The organism is Mycobacterium sp. 1164966.3 (genome assembly GCF_001665395.1).
In the GTDB taxonomy this organism is placed as follows: domain Bacteria; phylum Actinomycetota; class Actinomycetes; order Mycobacteriales; family Mycobacteriaceae; genus Mycobacterium.
Genome location: NZ_LZSG01000021.1, coordinates 121,962 through 141,092, shown reverse-complemented (window position 1 = coordinate 141,092; position 19,131 = coordinate 121,962). Strand labels below are relative to the sequence as shown.

Annotated in this window: 17 protein-coding genes and 1 pseudogene; 12 read left to right on the top strand and 6 right to left on the bottom strand. The window is 66.8% G+C overall.

Annotation, left to right across the window (positions count from 1 at the left end; translation table 11 throughout):
- Positions 1–5 precede the first annotated feature (5 nt).
- Together A9W99_RS07885 and hemE are read right to left on the bottom strand one after the other, a co-directional pair.
- A complete protein-coding gene (locus A9W99_RS07885; protein ID WP_067375493.1) occupies positions 6–1,373 on the bottom strand; it encodes a protoporphyrinogen oxidase in 1,368 nt (455 codons plus the stop codon).
- Positions 1,370–2,443 carry a uroporphyrinogen decarboxylase gene (gene hemE / locus A9W99_RS07880; RefSeq protein WP_067375491.1) on the bottom strand — a complete coding sequence of 358 codons (1,074 nt, stop codon included), beginning with the start codon at positions 2,441–2,443 and terminating at the stop codon, positions 1,370–1,372. The genes A9W99_RS07885 and hemE overlap by 4 nt, the downstream gene beginning before the upstream one ends.
- A 140-nt stretch (positions 2,444–2,583) precedes the next feature.
- Here hemE and A9W99_RS07875 point away from each other — a divergent pair, with 140 nt between their 5' ends.
- From A9W99_RS07875 to A9W99_RS07850, 6 genes and pseudogenes are all read left to right on the top strand, one after another.
- Positions 2,584–3,063, top strand: coding sequence for a hypothetical protein (locus A9W99_RS07875; protein WP_067375489.1), 480 nt, complete (start codon positions 2,584–2,586; stop codon positions 3,061–3,063).
- A gap of 9 nt (positions 3,064–3,072) precedes the next feature.
- On the top strand, positions 3,073–3,813 hold the full coding sequence (locus A9W99_RS07870; protein ID WP_067375487.1) for a gluconate 2-dehydrogenase subunit 3 family protein: 741 nt from the start codon (positions 3,073–3,075) through the stop codon (positions 3,811–3,813).
- Entirely contained in the window at positions 3,806–5,509 is a 1,704-nt protein-coding gene (locus A9W99_RS07865) for a GMC family oxidoreductase (RefSeq protein WP_067375485.1), read from the top strand. The genes A9W99_RS07870 and A9W99_RS07865 overlap by 8 nt, the downstream gene beginning before the upstream one ends.
- A gap of 9 nt (positions 5,510–5,518) precedes the next feature.
- Positions 5,519–6,337, top strand: a complete 819-nt coding sequence (locus A9W99_RS07860) for an enoyl-CoA hydratase/isomerase family protein (protein ID WP_067375483.1) — start codon at positions 5,519–5,521, stop codon at positions 6,335–6,337.
- A 117-nt stretch (positions 6,338–6,454) separates the two neighbouring features.
- Complete coding sequence (locus A9W99_RS07855; protein WP_067375578.1) at positions 6,455–6,991, top strand: DUF3000 domain-containing protein; 537 nt, start codon at positions 6,455–6,457, stop codon at positions 6,989–6,991.
- A 1-nt stretch (position 6,992) separates the two neighbouring features.
- Positions 6,993–8,306 (top strand): annotated as a pseudogene (locus A9W99_RS07850) (HRDC domain-containing protein); the annotation flags it as partial.
- Between the two features lie 71 nt (positions 8,307–8,377).
- Here A9W99_RS07850 and dxs read toward each other — a convergent pair.
- Positions 8,378–10,294 (bottom strand): 1-deoxy-D-xylulose-5-phosphate synthase, encoded by a 1,917-nt coding sequence (gene dxs / locus A9W99_RS07845; RefSeq protein WP_067375481.1) that lies wholly within the window; start codon positions 10,292–10,294, stop codon positions 8,378–8,380.
- A gap of 192 nt (positions 10,295–10,486) precedes the next feature.
- On the opposite strand from dxs, the gene A9W99_RS07840 reads away from it, so the two are divergent.
- Entirely contained in the window at positions 10,487–10,930 is a 444-nt protein-coding gene (locus tag A9W99_RS07840; protein WP_067375479.1) for a CBS domain-containing protein, read from the top strand.
- Between the two features lie 52 nt (positions 10,931–10,982).
- Positions 10,983–12,272, top strand: a complete 1,290-nt coding sequence (locus tag A9W99_RS07835) for an SLC13 family permease (RefSeq protein WP_067375477.1) — start codon at positions 10,983–10,985, stop codon at positions 12,270–12,272.
- A gap of 40 nt (positions 12,273–12,312) precedes the next feature.
- Here the strand turns inward: A9W99_RS07835 and A9W99_RS07830 are convergent, their stop codons facing one another.
- Positions 12,313–12,606, bottom strand: coding sequence for a hypothetical protein (locus A9W99_RS07830; RefSeq protein WP_156623000.1), 294 nt, complete (start codon positions 12,604–12,606; stop codon positions 12,313–12,315).
- A gap of 391 nt (positions 12,607–12,997) precedes the next feature.
- On the opposite strand from A9W99_RS07830, the gene A9W99_RS07825 reads away from it, so the two are divergent.
- From A9W99_RS07825 to A9W99_RS07810, 4 genes are all read left to right on the top strand, one after another.
- Entirely contained in the window at positions 12,998–13,156 is a 159-nt protein-coding gene (locus tag A9W99_RS07825; protein ID WP_156622999.1) for a hypothetical protein, read from the top strand.
- A 177-nt stretch (positions 13,157–13,333) separates the two neighbouring features.
- The gene (locus A9W99_RS07820) at positions 13,334–14,002 is read left to right on the top strand and encodes a response regulator transcription factor (protein WP_067375471.1); all 669 of its coding nucleotides are present in this window, start codon (positions 13,334–13,336) and stop codon (positions 14,000–14,002) included.
- A gap of 79 nt (positions 14,003–14,081) precedes the next feature.
- On the top strand, positions 14,082–14,456 hold the full coding sequence (locus A9W99_RS07815) for a response regulator transcription factor (protein ID WP_253869667.1): 375 nt from the start codon (positions 14,082–14,084) through the stop codon (positions 14,454–14,456).
- Positions 14,438–15,778 carry a sensor histidine kinase gene (locus tag A9W99_RS07810; protein ID WP_067375469.1) on the top strand — a complete coding sequence of 447 codons (1,341 nt, stop codon included), beginning with the start codon at positions 14,438–14,440 and terminating at the stop codon, positions 15,776–15,778. The genes A9W99_RS07815 and A9W99_RS07810 overlap by 19 nt, the downstream gene beginning before the upstream one ends.
- A 24-nt stretch (positions 15,779–15,802) precedes the next feature.
- Here A9W99_RS07810 and A9W99_RS07805 read toward each other — a convergent pair whose 3' ends face one another.
- Together A9W99_RS07805 and A9W99_RS07800 are read right to left on the bottom strand one after the other, a co-directional pair.
- Positions 15,803–17,023, bottom strand: coding sequence for a class I SAM-dependent RNA methyltransferase (locus tag A9W99_RS07805; RefSeq protein WP_067375467.1), 1,221 nt, complete (start codon positions 17,021–17,023; stop codon positions 15,803–15,805).
- Positions 17,020–19,017, bottom strand: a complete 1,998-nt coding sequence (locus tag A9W99_RS07800) for an APC family permease (protein ID WP_067375465.1) — start codon at positions 19,015–19,017, stop codon at positions 17,020–17,022. Before A9W99_RS07800 ends, A9W99_RS07805 begins: the two co-directional genes overlap by 4 nt.
- Between the last annotated feature and the right edge of the window lie 114 nt (positions 19,018–19,131).

Here is a 19,131-nt window from a genome sequence, read left to right as displayed (position 1 = left end):
GGCACCTATCGTGCCACTTGCGCGTCGGGCGCCTCCAATGCCTTTAGGACGCCGGTGACCGCCCTGCCCGCCGCGCCGATACAAGCCGGCACGCCGATGCCGTCCAGATAGCTGCCCGCTACCGCCAGCGTCGGCGGCAGACCCGCTCGCACCTGCGCGACCAGATCCGCATGACCCGGGCCGTACTGCGGCATGGCGTCGATCCAGCGCTGCACGCGGACATCGACCGGCTCGACGGCCACACCGAACACCGCGGCCAGGTCGTCCAGCGCCCAGGCCAGCAGTTCGTCGTCGGACGTCCGGACGGCCAGATCTTCGCCGAACCGCCCGAACGACAGTCTCAGCAACTGCGCGTCACCAATCCCGCCCCATTTGCGGGAAGACAAGGTGATCGCCTTCGCGCGCAACGGCTCACCGCTGGCGACCAGTACACCGGAGGATTGCGGGAACGGCGTGTAGGCGGGCACCGCCAGCGCCATCACCGCGGACGAAGCACTGGCGATCCGGCCGGCCGCGGCGACGCTGCGCGGGGCCAGATCCTCGATCAGGCCCACCAGCCGCGGGGCCGGGATGGCCAAGATCACCGCATCGGCGTGCCAGCCGGTACCGGCGTCGTCGTGCAGCACCCACCCGGGCTCCAGCTTCGTCACAGCGGCCTGCACCCACCGCAGCCGACTGCGCGCGGCGAGCTCGTCCAGCAGCACCTGATAGCCGCCGCTCAGCGAGCCGAACACCGGCCCGCCGCCGGCCGGCGGCAGTCCCTGCCGAACCGCGTCGGTCAGGCTGGCGGCGCCACGGTCGAGCGCGGCCGCAACAGTGGGCGCCCCGGCGCGCAGCCCGATCGTGGCCGCCGAGCCCGCATACACGCCGCCCAACAGCGGATCCACCGACCGCGCCACGGCCTGTTCGCCGAACCGGTCGGCCACCAGCGAGGCCACCGACGGGTCGCTTCCCGGCTGCCAGCTGAAAGGACGGCCGGGTTCGGCCTCGATCCGCGCGAGAGTCTCGTCATCGACCAGTCCGGCCACCGACGCCGCCGACGACGGGATCCCTGCCACCGTGCCCGACGGCAGCGGGTGCAGTTCGCCCTGGCTGTAGATCATCGGTCGGGCGCCCGTCGTGCCGCGTTGGCGCCCCGACAAGTCCAGCTCGGCCAACAGCGCCGGCATCTCGGGCCGGCGCAGCACGAACGCTTCAGCGCCCACGTCCATGGGCCGGCCGGCAACCAGTTCGGTGCGCAGGACCCCGCCGAGCCGGTCGGCGGGATCGAACAGCGTGATGGTCGCGTCTTCACCCGCTGCCGCCCGCAGCCGGTAGGCCGCCGTCAAACCCGAAATGCCGCCACCGACAACGCAATACGAGCGCGCACTCATAGCGAGTGAACCAGCGACACCAACTCGGTCAGCACTCCGGGATCGGTCTCCGGCAGTACTCCATGGCCGAGGTTGAAGACGTGGCCGGCCGCCCCGGCGTCCACGGCGCGACGCCCGTCGTCGACGACGGCACGCGCGGCACGTTCCACCACTGGCCAGCCCGCCAACAGCACCACCGGGTCCAGGTTGCCCTGCAGCGCCGTCCCGGGCTGCACGCGGGTCGCGGCGTCGGCGAGCGATGTGCGCCAATCCACACCGACAACCGTCGCCGGTGCCGGTTTGAGGGCATCGGACATCGCGCCCAGCAACTCAGCGGTCCCGACGCCGAAGTGCGTCATCGGCACGCCGTACTCGGCCAGCGAGGCGAAAACCCGGGCGCTGTGCGGCAGTACGTACTGGCGGTAGTCGGCCAGCGACAGCGTGCCGGCCCACGAATCGAACATCTGGATGGCGTCGACCCCGGCGTCGATCTGGCCGCGCAGAAACGCGATGGTGAGATCGGCCAGCTTCGTCATCAGCGCATGCCAGCTCGACGGCTCGGCCAGCATCATCGCCTTGGTGCGGGCGTGGTTTCGGCTGGGCCCTCCCTCGACGAGGTAGGACGCCAACGTGAACGGCGCACCGGCGAAACCGATCAACGGTACCTCGTCCAGTGCGTCGATCAGTAACGAGACCGCCTGCAGCACCGGCTGAATAGCTTGCGGGTCAAGGGGTTTCATGTCATCGACATCGGCGGCGGTGCGTACCGGGTGGGCGATCACCGGTCCGACGTCGGCGACGATGTCCAGATCGATGCCGGCCGCCCGCAGCGGCACCACTATGTCGGAGAACAAGATTGCCGCGTCGACGTCGTAGCGGCGTATCGGTTGCAGGGTGATTTCGCACGCCACTTCCGGCTCGAAGCAGGCCGCCAGCATGCTGTGCCGTTCCCGCAGTGCCCGATACTCGGGCAGCGAACGGCCCGCCTGCCGCATGAACCACACCGGGACCCGGCTGGGTTTGCGGCCGGCGACCGCGGCCAGATAGGGCGACTGGACCAGGTCGCGACGGGTACGTGCAGGAATATTCACTGGCCCCAATGCTGCCACGCCGGCCAAGTCGCGTGCCCCGGACCCGTTAGTGGCCGGCCGTTTTGGGTAAGCGCCGTTAGGCGGCGACATATTCACGAAGTCCAGTCGCCCCCCTCGACTGCCGCGGAAGGAGACGCTCGATGTTGCTCATGGACAAGCCGGGAAAGGGTGCCAACCCCGTTGAAGAGGTGGAGTATCTCGTCGATCGGGTGTTGCGGAACGTGGCCCATGGCCGCTTCGAGCGATCGCTGTCGGGGTTGACCGCATTCGCGGCGGTAGTGACGACCGCCGAGGTCTATCTGGAGCATTACAAGGCCAGCTTCGGCAACAAGTGGATGTGGAGCCCCATCGTGGTCACCCCGCCGGTCGTGGTGGCGGGCGTGGGGGGCGTGTTCTCAAAGCGCTGGGCCAAGCGCTGGCTGCCCATCACGGCGGCCGTGTACGCGGCGAACGGGCTGATGGGTCAGTACTTCCATGCTCGCGGTGTGTCACGTCGCCCGGGCGGCTGGGGAATGGCCAGCTACAACGTGCCGATGGGACCGCCCATCGCCGCACCCGGGCTGATGAGCATTGTCGGCGGCATGGGCCTGCTGGCCGCCGTGCTGCGGCGGGAGAAGTGAGAGGCTGCGATGCCGGACATGTCCAACGGCGAGCATCTACCCAACCTGAGGCCTAACGGACGGCCGTTGCATCCGTCGTGGCTGCCGCGCCAGCGTCGCGGCACCACACCGCAGATGATCGGCCGCTATCCGGACTATGACGTGCTGGCCACCGTCGACAGCTGGGACGACGCCACCAGGAAAGTGGTGCTGGCGCGGCTCGACGAACCTGGGCCGCTGCGGTTTTTCGACGCGTCGCAAGAGCCGACCCTGCGGGCGTTCTGCGACACCGTGCTCGCCCAGGATTCCGAGCCCCGCATCCCCGTCGCCGAGTTCGTCGACGCCAAGCTCGCCGACGGCAAGCTCGACGGCTATCAGTACGCCGATATGCCCGACGACCGCGATACCTGGCGCATCGTGCTGACCGCCCTCGATGAGACGGCCCGGGCGACCTCGGGTGCTGAGTCGTTCGCGGCTGCCGACCTGGACAGCCGGGAATCGATCATCGGGCAGTTTGCCGACGCAAAGCTATCCGGCGGCAGTTGGGAGCGCTTGAACGTCTCGCGGGCCTGGTCGGTGGTCATGCGCATGACGCTCAGCGCTTTCTACAGCCATCCCTGGGCATGGAACGAGATCGGCTTCGGCGGCCCCGCCTATCCCCGCGGTTTCATGCGGCTCGGCGGCGTCGGCAGCCGGGAACCCTTCGAAACCCCGGGCGCAACCGACGAGGACCCGGTCAAAGCCGTGGAAGAGGACGACATCGATGGGTGACTTCTGGCGCGGCCTGCTCAAGGGCGCGGTGGGGCCGCGGGACAACGACTCCCGATTCCTGCTCGACGTGCACTCGCGCGACCTGCCCGGCGAGGCCACCATGCGTCGCTACTCCGACGACGAGGAAGTCGACCTCGTCGTCGTGGGCGCCGGTGCGGGTGGTTCCGTGCTGGCCCAGCGACTGGCGCGGGCCGGCTGGCGGATCGTGATACTCGAGGCCGGCCCGTTTTGGCACCCCGACGAGGACTGGGTCTCCGACGAGGCCGGGTCGCACGCCCTGTACTGGACACAGAAGCGGATCATCGGCGGCTCCGACCCGATCGAGTTGGGCAAGAACAACTCCGGCCGCGGCGTGGGCGGATCGATGGTGCACTACGCCGGTTACACGCCGCGGTTTCACCCCAGCGACTTCGAAACCTTCACCCGGGACGGCGTCGGCGCCGACTGGCCGATCAGCTACGCCGACCTGCGTCCGCACTACCAGCGCCTGGAGCAAGAGCTGCCGGTGGCAGGCCAAGACTGGCCATGGGGCGATCCGCATCGCTACCCCTTCGCGCCGCATCCGGTGACCGGAGCTGCCATGCGGCTCTGGGAAGGCGCCATCAAACTCGGCATCGAGATGCGGGTCGGCCCGGTGGGAATCGTCAACGGCACCTTCGGCAACCGGCCGCACTGCATCTACCGCGGGTATTGCCTGCAGGGCTGCAAGGTCAACGCCAAGGCCAGCCCGTTCGTCACGCACCTGCCCGACGCGCTGGCCCACGGCGTCGAGATCCGGGCGAACTGCATGGCCAGCCGTGTCGAGCTGGACGATGCCGGAAATGCTTGCGGGGTGGTCTATTTCGACGAGCACGGGGAAAAGGAGCGCCGCCAGCGTGCCAAAGTGGTTGCGATAGCCTGCTATTCAATCGAGACTCCGCGGCTCCTGCTCAACTCAACGAGCGCCAGATTCCCGCACGGATTGTGCAACAACGACGACCAGGTCGGCCGATACGTGATGGTGCAGGGTGCATCGCAGACCGCGGGCCGGTGGCCGGAAGAACTGCGGATGTACAAGGCGCCGCCGCCGGAGGTGTCGTCGGAACAGTTCTACGAAACCGATCCACAACGTGGGTTCGCCCGCGGATTTTCCATCCAGACCGTCTCGCCGATGCCTATCGGATGGGCCGAACACGTCCTTGCCGACGGCCATTGGGGGGCTGCGCTGCGCGAATACATGCGGGACTACAACCACTGGGCCACCATCGGGGTGCTCAACGAGTTGCTTCCGCACCCGGACAACCGGGTCACCCTGGCCTCCGGAGCTGAAGCGACCGATCACTACGGAATTCCTGTCGCCCGCTTCGACTACACCCTGTCGGACAACGACAAGGCCAACATGGAGTACTCGACGAACGTGATCAAAAACATCCTGCAGGCCGCCGACGCGCAGGACGTGCTGACCATTCAGCGATTCGCACATCTCATCGGTGGCGCCCGGATGGGATCTGACCCGCAGACCAGCGTGGTCAACTCCGACCAGCGGACCTGGGCCGTGCCCAATCTGTTCCTGACCGACGGCTCGGTGTGTCCCACGCAGGGAAGCGCCAATCCCGCGCTGACCATCATGGCGCTGGCTTCCCGTCTGGCCGAACGCATTGTTCGCGGCGACATCAAAGCGGAGGCGGGCACGGCCGCTAGATCGGGGCGTGCGTAGCATCCACGTATGCCAGTGCGCCACGCCCCAATCAGCTATGACGAATTCCCCAGTCTGCGAATCGAACCCGGCGATAGCGGGGTACTGACTCTGGTTCTCGACGCGCCGGGGCTCAATTCGGTCGGGCCGCAGATGCACCGCGATCTCGCCGACATCTGGCCGGTGATCGACCGCGATCCCAACGTCAAAGTGGTCCTGGTTCGCGGCGAAGGCAAGGCGTTTTCCTCCGGCGGCAGCTTCGATCTGATCGAGGAAACCATGGGCGACTACGAGGGCCGTGTCCGCATCATGCGCGAGGCCCGCGACCTGGTGCTCAACCTGGTGAACCTCGACAAACCGGTGGTGTCGGCCATCAGGGGCCCCGCCGTCGGCGCCGGGCTGGTGGTGGCCCTGCTCGCCGATATCTCGGTGGCGGGCCGCACCGCGAAGATCATCGACGGTCACACCAGGCTCGGGGTGGCGGCCGGCGACCACGCGGCGATTTGCTGGCCACTGCTGGTCGGCATGGCCAAGGCCAAGTACTACCTGCTCACCTGCGAGACGCTGTCCGGCGAAGAAGCCGAGCGCATCGGGCTGGTCTCGACCTGCGTCGACGACGACGACGTGCTGGGCACCGCGACACGGCTGGCCGAGAACCTGGCGAACGGGGCCCAGCACGCGATCCGCTGGACCAAACACAGCCTCAACCACTGGTACCGCATGTTCGGGCCGGCTTTCGAGACGTCGCTCGGGCTGGAATTCATCGGGTTCGGCGGCCCCGACGTGCGGGAAGGGCTCGCCGCCCACCGCGAGAAGCGCCCCGCGCGGTTCGGGTCCGACGCTCAATAGAACCGCCCCACTAGCACAAAAACGGCGCGCCTGTCGCGGCGTGTCGGGGGATGGGTCTACCGTCCTTTTGTGACTTCCGCAGCCGAACCGGCCCCGTTCCGCGAAGCGGTAGCGGCCATGAACGCTGTCACCGTGCGGCCCGAAATCGAGCTCGGCCCCATCCGGCCGCCGCAGCGACTGGCGCCGTACAGCTACGCGCTGGGCGCCGAGGTCAAGCATCCCGACGTCGAGATTGTCCCCGAGCGATCCGAGGGCGACGCCTTCGGCCGGCTGATCCTGCTCTACGACCCGGACGGCTCCGACGCGTGGGACGGCACCATCCGCCTGGTCGCCTACATCCAGGCCGACCTGGACTCCCACGAGGCGGTAGACCCCCTGCTGCCCGAGGTGGCCTGGAGCTGGCTGGTCGATGCGCTTCAGTCGCGCACCGAGCAGGTCACTGCGCTGGGCGGCACGGTCACCGCCACCACGTCGGTGCGTTATGGCGACATCTCCGGACCGCCGCGCGCCCACCAGCTGGAACTGCGCGCGTCATGGACGGCGACAACTCCGGACCTCGGCGCCCACGTCGAGGCGTTCTGCGACGTCCTGGAGCACGCCGCAGGTATTCCGCCGGCCGGGGTCACCGACCTGGGCTCGCGGTCACGCGCCTGACATGCGCCCCGAGCCGTCTCCGCCGGAGACCGATTCTCCGGGCGGCACCGAACCGGAACCCACCCCGCTACTGCATCCTGCCGAGGGGCTACCGCACCTGTCGGTGACGGCCAGCGATATCGAGGCGGCCGCAACTCTCCTGGACCGCGGCAGCGGACCGTTCGCGGTGGACGCCGAGCGCGCGTCGGGCTTCCGCTATTCCAACCGGGCCTACCTGATTCAGATCCGGCGGGCCCACGCCGGCACCGTGCTCATCGACCCGGTCAGCCACGGCGGTGACCCGCTGACCGTGCTGCGGCCGGTGGCCGAGGTCCTGGGCCAGGACGAGTGGATTCTGCACTCCGCCGATCAGGATCTGCCCTGCCTGGCCGAGGTCGGCCTGCGGCCACCGGCGCTGTACGACACCGAGCTCGCCGGGCGGCTGGCCGGATTCGACAGGGTCAACCTGGCGACCATGGTCCAGCGACTGCTGGGCCTCGGCCTGGCCAAGGGCCACGGCGCTGCCGACTGGTCCAAGCGCCCGCTGCCCATGGAATGGCTCAACTACGCGGCCCTGGACGTCGAACTCCTCATCGAGCTGCGGCGCGCCATCGCGGGAGTGCTGGCCGAGCAAGACAAAACTGGTTGGGCCGCAGAGGAATTCGAATATCTCCGCAGCTTCGAGGCACGGGAGACGGAGCGGGAGGCGGCCGTCCGGCGGGAGCGTTGGCGGCGGACGTCGGGGATCCACAAAATACGTGACCCGCGCGCCTTGGCGGCGGTTCGGGAATTGTGGACGGCGCGTGACCGCATCGCCCAGCGCCGCGACATCGCGCCGCGTCGCATCCTGCCTGACTCGGCCATCATCGACGCGGCCATCGCCGACCCGAAGACGATCGAGGATCTGGTCGCACTGCCGGTGTTCGGCGGCCGCAACCAGCGCCGCAGCGCTGCAATGTGGCTGTCGGCGTTGCAGGCGGCCCGGGAGAGCCCCAATCCGCTGGAGGAAGCCGAACCGGCCAACGGGCCGCCGCCGGCGGCGCGGTGGAGCAAACGCAAACCAGAGGCCGCGGCCAGGCTGGAGGCTGCCCGGGCGGCCCTGGCGGAAGTGTCAGAGCGGGTCAGGGTGCCGGTCGAGAACCTGATCTTGCCCGAACTGGTGCGGCGGCTGTGCTGGGACTGGGAGGCCATCTCGGAACAAGCCGGAAGTGCGGCCGAGGCTGTGGAGCAGCAATTGCGTCTCCGCCAGGCGCGGACCTGGCAGCGAGAACTCGTCGTCCCGGCGCTGGCCGCGGCCCTGACGCCAAACGCCGGCGCCGAGATCGACGGTAGCGCGCAGAAGTCCGAGGAAGAGCCGCGCCAGCGTCGATCTCGGCGCGACCCCAAACCTCGGGCGCCGAACGACGGCTAGTCGAGAGTCTCGCGGACCTCGGTTTCAGACCCGAGCGGAGCGCCGAGTGCGGCAACCCAACCGGTGATCCGGCGGGCGACGTCCTGGTCGGTCAGTTCGAGATCGGCCAGCACCTCACCTCGCGACGCGTGATCGAAGAACTCCTGCGGCAGTCCCACGTCGCGACACGGCACGTCGATCTCCGCGCGGCGCAGCGCGGCCGATACCGCCGCACCCACGCCACCGTTGACCCCGTTGTCCTCCAGCGTGACGAGCAGTTTGTGCTGTGCCGCCAGTTCGCCGATGGCGTCGGACACCGGTAACACCCAGCGCGGGTCGATCACCGTCACTCCGATTCCCTGGTTGTGCAGCCGTTTGGCCACCGCCAGCGCCATCGGCGCGAAGGCCCCCACCGCCACCAGCAGCACGTCGTGGTTCAAGCCGCCGCCCGGCACCGCCAGCACATCCACGCCGGAGCGCCGTTCGATAGCCGGAACGTCTTCGCCCACATCGCCTTTCGGGAACCGCAGGGCCGTCGGACCGTCGTGGACGTCCAGCGCCTCGCCGAGTTCCTCGCGCAACCGGGTGGCGTCGCGCGGCGCGGCTACCCGCATACCGGGCACGATGCCGAGCATCGACAGGTCCCACATGCCGTTGTGGCTGGGGCCGTCGTTTCCGGTGACACCGGCCCGGTCCAGCACGAGGGTGACCGGCAGCTTGTGCAGCGCCACGTCCATCATGATCTGGTCGAAGGCCCGGTTGAGAAACGTCGAGTAGATCGCGACCACCGGATGCAGGCCGCCCATCGCCAGCCCCGCCGCCGACGTCATCGCGTGCTGCTCGGCGATGCCGACGTCGAACAACCGGTCCGGAAATTTCTTCCCGAACGCCGTCAGTCCGGTGGGGCCGGGCATGGCCGCGGTGATGGCCACGATGTCGCGGCGCTTCTTGCCGTAGGCGATCAGTGCGTCGGAGAACGTCGCCGTCCACCCCGGACCGGCCACCTTGGTGGCCAGGCCGGTTGCCGGGTCGATCACGCCGCACGAATGCATCTGTTCGGCCTCGTCGTCCTCGGCCGGCGGGTAGCCCATCCCCTTGCGCGTGACGACGTGCACGATCACTGGGCGGCCGAACCCGCGGGCCCTGCGCAGGGCCACCTCCACCGCGTGTTCGTCGTGCCCGTCCACCGGGCCGACGTACTTCAGCCCGAGATCGGTGAACAGCAGTTGCGGCGACAGTGAATCCTTGATCCCGGCTTTGACGCTGTGCAGGAAGTGATAGACGACCTCGCCCACCAGCGGCACCGCACGCACCGCATCGCGACCCTTTTCCAGCGCCTGCTCGTAGGCCGGCTGCAGCCGCAGCGTGGCCAGATGGTCGGCCACCCCACCGATCGTGGGCGCGTAGCTGCGGCCGTTGTCGTTGACGACGATGATGACCGGGCGGCGCGATGCAGCGATGTTGTTCAGTGCCTCCCAGCACATGCCGCCGGTGAGGGCGCCGTCGCCGACCACCGCGACGACGTGCCGGTTGCGATGTCCGGTCAACTCGAAAGCCTTGGCCAGGCCGTCGGCGTACGACAACGCCGCACTGGCGTGGCTGGACTCCACCCAGTCGTGTTCGCTCTCGGCGCGCGACGGATACCCCGACAGCCCGCCCTTTTTGCGCAGGCTCTCGAAGTCCTGGCAGCGGCCGGTCAGCATCTTGTGTACGTAGGCCTGGTGACCCGTGTCGAAGACGATCGGATCGTGTGGTGAGTCGAATACCCGGTGCAGCGCCAGCGTCAGCTCGACGACACCGAGGTTCGGGCCCAGGTGCCCCCCCGTTGCGGCGACCTTGTGGATCAGGAATTGGCGAATCTCGGAAGCCAGGCCGCGCAATTGCCGCTGGGAAAGGTGCTGCAGATCAGCGGGCCCGCGGATCTGTTCCAGCATCCAGCCAGTCTACGCAGCGACCGCAACAGCGCCCTTGTTGAACAGTCGCCGCCGCCACATTCTTTGGTAGCGTCACTTTGCGGCGAGCCGGGAAGCCTGGTCGGCACTGAAGTCACTGTGACCCATCGGAGCTCGCCATGACGCCTGGGTGCCGACCACACCCCACCTGCGATTCCGACGTATCGTCGCCGTATGCGCGCCGAGGACTTCGCCGAGGACTTTCCCGCCGTCACGATCGATTCCGACGCGCTGGACGCCGCCCGCACCCTCGCCGAGCACCGGCTGCCCGGGCTCTTGGTCACCGACGCGGCGGGAAAGCCGTACGCGGTGCTGCCCGCCTCGCAAGTGGTGCGATTCATCGTGCCCCGTTACGTCCAGGACGATCCCTCGCTGGCCGGCGTACTCAACGAGTCGATGGCCGACCGCTGTGCGGAGAAGTTGCGCGGCAAAAAGGTACGCGATGTGCTGCCGGACCACCTGATCGACGTTCCTCCGGTCAACGCCGACGACACCATCATCGAGGTGGCCGCGACCATGGCGCGGCTGCGCAGCCCCCTACTCGCGGTAGTCGATGGCGGACGCCTGCTCGGCGTGATCACTGCATCGCGCCTCCTGGACGCGGCCCTGCAATCTTGATCGCATCGGATGCAGTGACAGGTCGGCTGCGGACAGCAGCACAGGAATCTCGATGAACTACATAGCGATCGCCGTGTTCGTGGTCGCCTATGCGCTGATCGCCGGCGACCGGATCAACAAGACGTTGGTGGCGCTGACGGGTGCGGCGATCGTGGTCGCCCTGCCGGTGATCAGGTCAGACGACGTCTTCTACTCCCGCGACACCGGGATCGATTGGGACGTAATCTTTTTGCTGCTCGGCATGATGATCATCGTCAGCGTGCTGCGCAAGACCGGTGTGTTTGAGTACATCGCCATCTGGGCGGCCAAACGCGCCAAGGGCTCCCCGCTGCGCATCATGATCCTGCTGGTATTGGTCACCGCGATCGCTTCGGCGTTGCTTGACAACGTCACCACGGTGTTGCTGGTGGCCCCGGTGACGCTGCTGGTCTGCGACCGGCTGGCGATCGGGCCGGCACCGTTTCTGATGGCCGAGGTGTTCGCGTCGAACATCGGCGGCACGGCCACGTTGATCGGCGACCCGCCCAGCATCATCATCGCCAGCCGGGCAGGTCTGAGCTTCAACGACTTTCTGATCCACGTGACACCCGTGGTGATCATCATCACCGGCGTCTTCATCGCACTGTTGCCGCGCCTCTTTCCCGGCGCGTTCCACGTCGAACCCGAGCGGGTCGCCGACGTGATGTCGCTGGAGGAACGCGAGGCCATCCGCGATCCGCAACTGCTCATCAAGTCCGGTGCTGTCCTGATGGCGGTGCTGATCGGATTCGTCGCTCATTCGGCGCTTCGCATGGAGCCCTCCGTCGTGGCGCTGTTGGGGGCCGGCATTCTCGTGGTGATCTCCCGGTTGGAGCACTCCGATTACCTATCCGGTGTCGAATGGGACACGCTGCTGTTCTTCACCGGGCTGTTCGTCATGGTGGGCGCCCTGGTGAAGACCGGCGTCGTCAGCCAACTGGCGCGCATGGCCACCGAAGCCACCGGTGGCCATGCGCTGTTGACCACGATGTTGATCCTCATCGTGTCCTTCGTGCTCAGCGGCATCATCAACAACGTGCCCTACGCGGCGACCATGGCGCCGATCGTCGGCCAGCTGGTGCATTCGATGGCGGGCAGCCCGCACCCGCAGGTGCTGTGGTGGGCGCTGGTGCTGGGCACCGACCTCGGCGGCAATCTCACCGCCGTCGGTGCCAGCGCCAACGTGGTCATCCTGGGCATCGCCCGCCGCGCCGAAAACCCGATCTCCTTTTGGGAATTCACCCGCAAGGGAGCCATCGTCGCTGCGATCTCCATCGGGATATCCGCGATCTACCTGTGGTTGCGGTATTTCGTGTTGGCCTGATTGCCCTGAATCCCGTTGCGCCGCTGCTGGTTTCATCGGGTCACAGCCGCTCCATCTCGCGAGCCATACGGGCGTGTTCGAGGTACCTGTTGGACTGCGGGAGGTGGTTTTTCGGCGGCGGCAGACGCAATGCGGCGCCGGCAGCGCGGATCGCGTCGAACAACCGTCGGGATTTCGATGCCGGCCGTGGCGACAGGGCCACCGCGGTGCTGAACGCGACCTCCTGCTCAGTGATGAGGACGGGCGCCGGAGACGCCGCGTCTTCCACCGCGGGCGGTTCAACGTTTTGGATGACATCGGGTTCTGCTGCGGATGTCGTTGCTGATTGCGGCATTTCACGCCTCCTTGTCGGGTGGGCTTGTCGCGGGTGGACCAGCCTCGGATGCGATGAAGTTTCGTCGGGCAGCGCGACGGGGGCGAGAGAGCACACACCACACTTGGCAGTGATGTGCACGCCCGGGTGTACACAGGCCCGGGATTGGTGCACGCACCACCGTGCGCACACCACCACAAATCGTGGTGCCGGCAGGCTGCCGTGGACCGCGACCGCCGCCGACCATGGTTGTGCAGCCACCGCAGCCACGGGCTATGGCGGCGCGTAAAGAACCGGTGTCATGTCGACAAAGAGCTGTAAGGGACGACTTGCAATGCGCAATATCCGCGACCTGATGGTGAGGGTGTCGCCAGTGGCGATACGACCCCCGCGCAGAAAGGTCAAATCCACGATGATCCCGAGAACCGACACCTCAGGCCGCACGTTGTGGGTGGATATCGGCTGGCAAGCCTGCGACGAACGATTGATCACCGTCGCCGAGGTCAACGCGCTCCGAGTCCGCGGCTGCCGGCGATTCGACCGACTCCCGCTCAGCCGGAGCAAACGTTGACGGCCAGGTTCACCGCGCCCGCGCCGCGCCATGCAGAAATGGTGTAGTGGAATGCCATCGGTTTGTGCATTAGTCGAGCGAACCGGCGCCGATACTCGGATAATTTCACCGACGACACCGACTTCCAGCTGCGACGGTGATCGCGATCGTGAACGACCGGGAAAGGACGGCAGCAAGGTGAGTGGTCCGATCTCGGTCCTCATTGCCGAGGATTCCCTGTTGGTCCGAGATAGCGTTTCCCGGGCATTGTCGACCGACCCCGACGTCACTGTCGTCGGCGTTGCCGAAGACTACGACTCCACCGTCGAACTGATCGAAAAGTATCAACCGACGATGCTGTTCACCGATGTGCGGATGCCGCCGACGTCGACCGATGAGGGCATCAGGTTGGCCCGGTGGATGCGCACCGCGCATCCGGACACCGGGGTGATCGTGTTGTCGCAATATGCGGATCCGAGCTACGCGGCGGGCCTTCTGGACGGCGGTACGGCGGCCCGCGGATACCTGTTGAAGGAACGTATTTCACACTTCGAACAGCTCAGCGAGGCGGTGCACCAGGTCGCTGCCGGTGGCACGGTGCTCGATCCGCTGGTGGTCGAAGCGCTGCTGGCTCAGCCGCGTTCCGCGGCAACACTGAGCCGGCTGACCCCCAGGGAACGCGAGGTGCTCGCGGAATTGGCAACCGGGCTCAGTAATCGCACTGTGGCGCAACGACTCGTGCTGTCTCAGCGGGCGGTGGAAAAGCACATCAATTCGATCTTCGCCAAGCTGGGCCTGACCGTCGACGACTCAGTAGACCGGCGGGTCAAGGCCGTGCTGATGTTCCTCGACGACGTCTCGGCGTGAAACGGTGAGCGTCGACAGCCTTGCGAAGTGTGGTGTGTACACCCTGGTCTGGGCCGGCCAGGCTGCACATAATGCGCACGTGCGGGACGAACGAGTGCCAGTCTGGGTGGTCGATGACCAGGCCAGTTTCCGGCTCGCTACCGCCGCCACCGTGGCTGCCAGCGAAGATTTCGTCATGGCCGGCGAATGCGAAACCGGCGAATCCGCGATCGAACTGCTTCGGGACCGCGACGCCGGGATCGTGCTGATGGATATTCACATGCCGGGAATGGGCGGCATCGAAGCCACGCGCCGTCTCCGGGCAGCACACCCGGAGTTGATGGTCCTGCTGATGTCTACCTACGACCTCGAGGACCTTCCCGCCGGGGCGCTCGACTGCGGCGCCGCGGCCTACCTGCACAAAGAGCACCTGAGTCCAGATTTGCTCACCCGGCTATGGCGAGCACCCCACTGAGGCCGGCGGATCCGGCCGCGTCGGTGCCCTACTGGCGGGTGCCGAAGGTGCTACTGCACGCCGCGGTCCGGTCCTCGTCCTTATTGGGTCACGACCTCGTTTACCGCCTGAAGGCGGAACGCTTTCAGCTGTTCCTTGGTTACGGTTATCTGGCCATGTACTTCGGTACCGGCGTGATGCTGCCGCTCTGGGAGTACCAATATGTGCTGCGATCCCCCTGGTTTCTGGCCATCGCCGGGATCAGCACCGCGCAGTCTGCCGTGCTGGTGGTCGGACTGCGCCTGGCACGGCACCGCAGATATCAGCAATCGATCACGCTGGTTTGTATCGGTAACTGGATCGCCGTTTTACTCATCACGTTCGTAGCGCCGGTCCTGCTGCCGGTGATGGTGCTCGCGGCGCTGATACCCGTCGTTTTCGCGGAGCCCTACATCCGCCGGCAGCGCGGGCTGGCGTTCACCATGATCACCGCAGGCTGCGTCTTGGCTCTGGCTGCAATAGCGCGCTTTCAGAATGTCGCCGTGGTGCACGCGCCTCGCTGGATCGAGACTTCGTTCATAGTCGCAGCGATGCCGGTCAATGCGCTTCTCATCCTGGTGATTGTGTGGAATAACGCCAACGCGTTGCGAACATCGGAGAAACTGCTCGCCGAGCGAGCCGCCCAACTCGAAGCGTCACGCGGCCGGCTGATCACCGCCGCCGACGAGGAACGGCGCCGTCTGGAGCGGGATCTGCATGACGGCGCCCAACAACACCTCGCCGCCCTGGCGGTGCTCATCCAGCTCGCTCGCACCGCCGGGCCGGACCGATATCAACCGCTGCTCACCGAGGCGTCCGGTCTGGTGGAGACGGCGATCGCCGAGATCCGCCGACTCGCCCACGGGATCTACCCCCCGCTGCTCGTCAGCGGCGGTCTGGCAGCGGCCCTGCCGGCGGTCGCCGCCCACGCCCCCATCCCCGTGCAGTTGAATCTGCACGGCCTCGGCCGATACGACGCGTCCACCGAGGCCGCCCTCTATTTCTGCTGCAGCGAAGCGCTGCAGAATGCCACCAAACACGGCGGCGAGGGCACCACGGTCACGATCACCGCAGATGCCGACGACCGCACCCTGACCCTCACGATCAGCGACACCGGCCAGGGATTCGACGCCGCAACCATCGGCGCCGGAATGACCAACATGACCGACCGCCTCTCAGCCATCGGCGGTGACCTCACCATCGACACCGCGCCCGGACGCGGCACCCGTATCACCGCCGTCATACCGACGACGCTGGAATCCGGCAACGCGGAAACGGCGGATCTCGCCCTAGAAAAGCCGTAGAAAAGCCATAGGAAAAACGCAGCCTTATCGCCCATTCGGCGCGGAGGTCAACAGCGCTACGCATTCGACGTGGTGGGTCAGCGGGAACGCATCGAACACCTTGAGCTTCTCGACGACGTAGCCGTGGCTGCGATACAGGCCAATGTCCCGCGCGAAAGCGGCTGCCTCGCAGCCGATGTGCACCACGCGCGGTATCCCGGCGGCGGCCAGTAGGTCGATCACCTCGCGCCCGGCGCCCGAGCGCGGCGGATCCAGCACCGCCAGTTCCGCTTTCGAGTCGCTGATTTGTTCGCCGGCCAGGGCGCGGCGCACCGAATCGGTGACGACCTGCACCTGCGGCAGGTCAGCCAGTGCGGTCCGGGCGGCCCGCCCGGCCGCGCGGGAAATGTCGACGGAGAGCACCCGACCCGACTCCCCCACCGCTTCGCCCAGCACCGCGGCGAAAACACCTGCGCCGCCATAGAGATCCCACACCGTCATGCCCGCGGTAGGTTGCGCCCAGTCGACGACAAGGCTGCTGTAAACGCTTGCGGCGGCCCGATGCGCCTGCCAGAAGGCCGTTACCGGCACCTGCCAAGTGCGCCGGCCTATCCGCTGCACAGCCTCGTAGTCGCCTTGTATCACCTTGGTAGCGGTCCGCTTCCCGTGACGCACGGTGCGGACCACATGCCGGGTGCCGTCGTCGTCGAGGGCGACGTGCAGCTGCGCGCCGGGGGGCCAGTCCGGCGCGTCCAGCCCGTCGAGCATTCCGTCCGGGAGCTGCGCGCAGCGCAGCTCGGCCACCAGCTCGTCGCTGTGGTAGCGGTGAAAGCCCGGGCGACGGTCAGGGCCCACCTCGAGCCGGACCCGCGTTCGCCAACCGGTGGCCCCGGAATCAGACAACGGCTCCGCCTGCCCGCTCCAGCTGTGGCCGCCGAGCCGTTGCAGCTGATTGGCCACCACCTGCCCCTTGAGCTGACGAGCCGCATCCGGCGTGACGAATGCCAGGTCGCAACAGCCGGCGCCGTCCGCACCGGCGATCGGGCACAGTGACTCCGTTCGGTCGGCCGACGCATCGATGACTTCGACAGTCACTGCGTGGCAATAAGATCCGCGGTCCGCCGTGACCCGCGCCCGCACCCGCTCACCGGGCAGCGCATAGCGGACGAACACCACCCGGCCCTCATGATGAGCCACGCAGCTGCCGCCGTTGGCAGGCGCACCGGTTACCAAAGTCAGCTCGGCGCAGGCAGATTGAAGTGTCAATCGAAGATTCCCCGGCGGGCGTCACCCGGAGCGGCATGCGGCTGCAGAGTTTTGACACGCTCCGACGAAGTCAACTGCCAGGGCACGGACGTCACCATCACGCCCGGCATGAACAGCAACCGGCCCTTGAGCCGCAGCGCACTCTGGTTGTGCAGCAGCTGTTCCCACCAGCGGCCCACCACGTACTCGGGGATGAACACCGTCACCACCGTGCGCGGTGACTCCTTGCTGACCCGCTTGACGTAATCCAGTATGGGACGGGTGATTTCACGGTACGGCGAGGCGATGACCTTCAGCGGCACACTGATGTCGCTTTCCTGCCACTTGTGCACCAGCTCACGGGTTTCCGCGTCGTCGACGCTTACGGTGATCGCTTCGAGCACATCGGGGCGGGTGGCTCGCGCATAGGCCACCGCACGCAGGGTGGGCAGGTGCAACTTCGACACCAGCACCAGGGCGTGATTGCGGCTGGGCAGCACGACATCGTCGCCATGCGCGGCGGCTTGGTCCTCCAATTCGCGGCTGACGCTGTCGTAGTGCTTGCGGATCAGCTTCATGATCAGGAAAAGAACAGCCATCGCGGCGATGGCGTATTTCGCGCCGGCCTGGAACTTGGTGACCAGCACGACCACCAGAACCGCGCCGGTGGAAAGCAACCCCACCGCGTTGACCACCCGCGAGCGCATCATCTTTCGCCGCACCCGCGGATCGGTCTCGGTGCGCAGCAACCGGGTCCAGTGCCGGACCATGCCGATCTGACTCAGCGTGAACGAAATGAACACACCGACGATGTAGAGCTGGATCAGCGCGGTGACTTCGGCGCGGAACGCGATGATCGCCAAGAGCGCTGCGCCCGCCAGAAACAGGATTCCGTTGGAGAACGCCAACCGGTCGCCGCGGGTGTGCAGTTGGCGCGGAAGGTAACTGTGCTGCGCCAGGACCGAACCCAGCACCGGAAACCCGTTGAACGCGGTATTGGCCGCCAGCACCAGGATCAGTGCCGTCACCGCGGCAATCAGCAGGAACCCGATGTGGAAGCTGCCGAACACCGTCTCAGCCAGTTGCGTGACCAAGGTCTTCTGGTAGTAGCCGGGCGGGGCTCCGGAAAGCTGCGTCGCGGGATCATCGACGAGCTGAACCCCAAGCGTCTTGGCCAGCACGATGATGCCCATCAACAGCGTCACCGCGATAGCACCCAGCAACAGCAATGTCGTTGCCGCGTTGCGTGATTTGGGTTTTTCGAACGCCGGCACCCCGTTGCTGATCGCCTCTACACCGGTCAGTGCCGCGCATCCCGAGGAGAACGCCCGCGCCACCAAGAACACCAGCGCGAACCCGACGATCTTTCCGTGCTCGGAATGCATCTGGAAATGCGCGGACTCGGCTCGCAACGGGTTTCCCAACACGAAGATTCGAAACAGCCCCCAGCCGACCATGCCAATCACGCCGATGATGAACGCGTAGGTGGGGATGGCGAAAGCCAGCCCCGACTCGCGAACCCCGCGCAAATTCATTGCGGTCACCAAAAGGATTGCGGCGACACAGAACCACACCTTGTTCTGCGCGACCACCGGGACAGCTGAGCCGATGTTCGACATGGCGGATGCCGTCGAAACCGCAACGGTGAGAACGTAATCCACCATCAGAGCACTGGCTACCACCAGGCCCGCGGTGTTGCCCAGGTTGGTGGTCACGACTTCGTAGTCGCCGCCCCCGGACGGGTAGGCGTGCACGTTCTGCCGATAGCTGGCGACCACCACCAACATGACCGCCGCCACCGCGAGGCCGATCCACGGCGTCAGCGCGTACGCGGCCAAGCCGCCCACCGACAGCATCAGGAAAACCTCTTCGGGCGCGTACGCCACCGAGGACAGCGCGTCCGAGGCGAACACCGGCAAAGCGATCCGCTTGGGCAGCAGCGTGTGACTCAGCCGGTCGCTGCGAAACGGCCGGCCGATGAGCAACCGGCGCGCGGCGGTTGAAAGTTTGGACACGAGAGCCAAGGGTAAGCCCACCCGGGTTTGGCGGTAGCGTTCCCTAGGCGAGAATTGTCCCTACCGAAATCGGCTGGCCAATGTGGTCTACCGATAAGCGTGGACATGCAGGAC

What these genes read in the sequence shown, in the direction of transcription:
- A9W99_RS07855 (WP_067375578.1), top strand. Translation starts at nt 6,455, where the DNA reads ATGAACGCTGTCACCGTGCGGCCCGAAATCGAGCTCGGCCCCATCCGG.
- A9W99_RS07860 (WP_067375483.1), top strand. Translation starts at nt 5,519, where the DNA reads ATGCCAGTGCGCCACGCCCCAATCAGCTATGACGAATTCCCCAGTCTG.
- dxs (WP_067375481.1), bottom strand. Translation starts at nt 10,294, where the DNA reads ATGCTGGAACAGATCCGCGGGCCCGCTGATCTGCAGCACCTTTCCCAG.
- A9W99_RS07875 (WP_067375489.1), top strand. Translation starts at nt 2,584, where the DNA reads ATGTTGCTCATGGACAAGCCGGGAAAGGGTGCCAACCCCGTTGAAGAG.
- A9W99_RS07865 (WP_067375485.1), top strand. Translation starts at nt 3,806, where the DNA reads ATGGGTGACTTCTGGCGCGGCCTGCTCAAGGGCGCGGTGGGGCCGCGG.
- A9W99_RS07840 (WP_067375479.1), top strand. Translation starts at nt 10,487, where the DNA reads ATGCGCGCCGAGGACTTCGCCGAGGACTTTCCCGCCGTCACGATCGAT.
- A9W99_RS07830 (WP_156623000.1), bottom strand. Translation starts at nt 12,606, where the DNA reads ATGCCGCAATCAGCAACGACATCCGCAGCAGAACCCGATGTCATCCAA.
- A9W99_RS07825 (WP_156622999.1), top strand. Translation starts at nt 12,998, where the DNA reads ATGATCCCGAGAACCGACACCTCAGGCCGCACGTTGTGGGTGGATATC.
- A9W99_RS07870 (WP_067375487.1), top strand. Translation starts at nt 3,073, where the DNA reads ATGCCGGACATGTCCAACGGCGAGCATCTACCCAACCTGAGGCCTAAC.
- A9W99_RS07810 (WP_067375469.1), top strand. Translation starts at nt 14,438, where the DNA reads ATGGCGAGCACCCCACTGAGGCCGGCGGATCCGGCCGCGTCGGTGCCC.
- A9W99_RS07885 (WP_067375493.1), bottom strand. Translation starts at nt 1,373, where the DNA reads ATGAGTGCGCGCTCGTATTGCGTTGTCGGTGGCGGCATTTCGGGTTTG.
- A9W99_RS07835 (WP_067375477.1), top strand. Translation starts at nt 10,983, where the DNA reads ATGAACTACATAGCGATCGCCGTGTTCGTGGTCGCCTATGCGCTGATC.